The sequence below is a fragment of the Cupriavidus sp. R6-3 genome (assembly GCF_059772245.1).
This window is the reverse complement of sequence record NZ_JCBAJO010000354.1, coordinates 1-3,520: the sequence shown is the minus strand read 5'-3', so window position 1 is coordinate 3,520 and position 3,520 is coordinate 1. Positions and strand designations below refer to the sequence as shown.

Sequence of the window (3,520 nt, the reverse complement as noted above, 5' to 3'; positions counted from 1 at the left end):
GGCCACGCCGGGACGCTGGTCGCGCGGCGACATCTATCGCGTCAAGCTGGAGATCGACGCGCAGGCCGACATGACCTGGGTCGTGGTCAGCGATCCGGTGCCCGGGGGCGCCACCATCCTCGGCAGCGGGCTGGGCCGCGATTCGCAGATCGCCACGCGCGGCGAGCGCCGCACCGGCGCCTGGCCGGCCTTCAGCGAGCGCACGCCGCAAGCCTACCGCGAGTACTACGCCCATCTGCCGAAGGGCACGGCGACCATCGAATACACCGTGCGGCTGAACAACGCCGGCGAGTTCGCGCTGCCGCCGACGCGCGTGGAGGCGATGTACGCGCCCGAGGTGTTCGGTGCCGCGCCCAATGCGCGCCTGACCGTGGGGCAGCGTCCGTGAGCGATGTCCTGGAACGGCGCGGCTGGACGATGCCGCCGCGGGTGCGCGAATGGTGGATGGCCGGCGCGGTCGCCGGCACCATCTACGGCACGCTGCTGGTCAGCGCCGCGCTGGAGCTGCCGCCCGGCACGCCGCTGACGGGCAGCTTCGCCTGGCAGCCGGCGTGGAAGACCGCGATGGTGCTGCTGCTGGCGCGCGCGGCGTGGTTCCATCCGCTACGCCGCGAGCGCCGCTGGCTGATCGCCGCGCTGCTGTTCTCCGCGAGCGGCGATCTGTTGCTCGCGGTACCGTGGCTGCCGTTCTCCTTCGTCGGCGGGCTGGGATTCTTCCTGCTGGCGCATCTGGCCTATCTTGCTCTGCTGTTGCCGCTGTTGGGCGACGACCGCCCGCACCGGCTGCTCGCCTGCGGCGCGGTGATCGGTGCGGTGGGCACGCTGCTGGGACGCTTCTGGCCCAACCTTGGCACGCTGACGGTCGAGGTCTGCGCCTATGTCGTCGCGCTGACCGCGATGGCCTGCGCGGCGCTGCTGGCGCGGCTGCCGACGCCGCTGGCCGCGCTCGGCGCGCTGTGCTTCGTCGTGTCCGACGCGCTGGTCGGCATCGCGCGCTTCCTGTCGCCGTTCGATCGTTTCGAACTGGGCATCTGGTGGACCTATGCCGCGGCGCAGGTGCTGCTGGTCGCGGGCATCGTCGCGGGGCGGCGGCCATGAGGCAGGGGACGGGTTCGCTGGGCTCGTTGCGGGTGGCCAGGGCCCCGGCACTGCCGCGGGCGCTGCCAAGTTCTCTGTGGTTCGGGATGCGGTTCGTGCTGCTGTTCGCGGTCTTGATCGCGTTCTTGTTCGCGATACCGTCCGCGCCGGCGTCCGCCGAGGCGCTGCCCGGCTTCGAGCAGGTGCGCGAGCGCTACCGCAGCGCCGACGTCATCGTGCGAGACCGCCATGGCGAGCCGGTCGCCACCGTGCGGACCGATTTCAGCGCGCGGCGCGGGCAATGGGTGTCGCTCGACGAGATCTCGCCGGCGGTGCGCACCGCCATCGTGCTGTCGGAGGACCGGCGCTTCTACCAGCACAGCGGCGTCGACTGGCAGGGCGTGGCCGGCGCGGCCTGGGCCAATCTGTGGAACACGCGCACGCGCGGCGCCTCGACGCTGACGATGCAGCTGGCGGCGCTGCTCGACGACGATCTGCGCCGCGGCGCGGGCGGACGCAGCGCGGCGCAGAAGATGAGCCAGGCCTGGCGCGCGGCGCGGCTCGAACACGGCTGGAGCAAGAGCCAGATCCTCGAGGCCTATCTGAACCTGGTGCCGCTGCGCGGCGAACTGGTCGGCCTGTCGGCGTTGTCGCACGCGCTGTTCGGCAAGCTGCCGAGCGGACTCGATGCGCGCGAGGCGGCGCTGGCGGTGGCGCTGGTGCGCGCGCCCAATGCCGCGCCGGCGCGGGTCACGCAGCGCGCCTGCCAGATCCTGCGGGAGATGGGGCAGCCCGCGGGCTGCAGCGGACTGGACGGCTTCACGCAACTGGCGCTGGCGCGCGCCGCGATGCCGCCGTCCGGTCCGGGCCGCGCGCAACTGGCGCCGCACCTGGGCCGGCTGCTGGTCGATCGGGTCGTGCAGGGCGCACCGGGTGCACTGGGCGCACCGGCAGTACCGGGAGCACCGGGAGCACCGGGAGCACCGGGCGTGCGAGGCGCGGCACGGACGCCGCCGGCCGCGATCGATTCGACGCTGGACGCGGGCGTGCAGCGGCTGGCGATGGCCAGCCTGCAGCGGCATCTGCGCGAACTGGCCGGACGGCATGTCGAGGACGGCGCGGTGGTGGTGCTCGACAACGCCAGCGGCGACGTGCTGGCCTACGTGGGCTCGTCGGGCGCGTTGTCGGGGGCCGCGCAGGTCGATCATGCGGCCGCGCTGCGCCAGGCCGGCTCGACGCTCAAACCCTTCCTGTATGCGCAGGCGCTGGAGGAGCGGCGCCTGACCGCCGCCTCGCTGCTGGACGACCGGCCGGTCAACCTGCCGACCGGCGGCGGCCTCTACATCCCCCGCAACTACGACGGCCGCTACGGCGGCTGGGTCAGCATGCGCGCGGCGCTGGCCGCTTCGCTCAATGTGCCGGCGGTGCGCACGCTGGTGATGGTGACCCCGCACCGCTTCCATCGGCGCCTGGTCGCGCTCGGGCTGCCGCTGACCGAGGCCGGCGACTACTACGGCTACAGCCTGGCGCTGGGCAGCGCCGACGTGTCGCTGCTGACGCTGACCAATGCCTACCGGACGCTCGCCAACCAGGGCCGGCAGGCGTCGGTGCGGATGCGGCTGGCCGAGCCGGCGCCCCGGCCGGTGGCGGTGATGTCGGCGGCCGCGACCCATGTGATCGGCGACGTGCTGTCCGACCGGCATGCACGCGCGCGCACCTTCGGCCTGGACAGCCCGCTGACCACGCGCTTCTGGACCGCGGTCAAGACCGGCACCAGCAAGGACATGCGCGACAACTGGTGCATCGGCTGGTCGCAGCACTATACGGTCGGCGTCTGGGTCGGCAACGCCAGCGGCGCGGCGATGCGCGATGTGTCCGGCGTATCCGGCGCGGCGCCGGTCTGGCACGACGTGATGGCCTTCCTGCATCGGGATCGCGCCAGCCGGCCGCCCGCACTGCCTACAGGCGTCGAACGCGTGCCGGTGCGGTTCGAGGGCGTACCCGAGCCTGCGCGCGAGGAGGTGTTCCTGGCCGGCACCGCGGTGCCGGTGGTTGCCGTCGGCAGCCATCACCAGGGCGCGCCGGCGGGGCGGACGGCAGCGCCGAGTGCGGCGCCGAGCGCTGCGCTGAATGCGGCGGCGAATACAGCGTCGGGTGCAGCGTCGAGTGCCGCGCGGACGGCGGCAGACCCCGGCCGCGGCGCGGCGATCGCGAGCCCGGCCGATGGCACCGTCTTCGCGCTCGATCCCGATATTCCGCCGCAGGCGCAACGCGTCTGGCTGCATGCCGAAGATGTCGCCGGCCGCACCGCCCAGGGAGTGGCCTGGCGGCTCGACGGCAAGCGGCTCGGCCCCGGCGGCAAGCTGGCCTGGCTGCCGTGGCCGGGACGGCATCGGCTCGAGCTGGTCGATTCCGGTGGCACGGTGATCGATATGGTACGCAT

The 3,520-nt window shown here is 73.3% G+C and carries 3 protein-coding genes; all 3 read left to right on the top strand.

All coding sequences use genetic code 11. The annotated features are described in order from the left end of the window. A partial coding sequence (locus tag AC6EI8_RS25390; protein ID WP_498383244.1) for an alpha-2-macroglobulin family protein occupies positions 1-388 on the top strand: 388 nt, incomplete at its 5' end. A gap of 29 nt (positions 389-417) precedes the next feature. Further along, positions 418-1,098 (top strand): lysoplasmalogenase, encoded by a 681-nt coding sequence (locus tag AC6EI8_RS25385; protein WP_265633397.1) that lies wholly within the window; start codon positions 418-420, stop codon positions 1,096-1,098. Between the two features lie 86 nt (positions 1,099-1,184). After that, positions 1,185-3,520: penicillin-binding protein 1C (gene pbpC / locus AC6EI8_RS25380; protein WP_498383243.1), on the top strand; the 2,336-nt coding region annotated here is incomplete at its 3' end.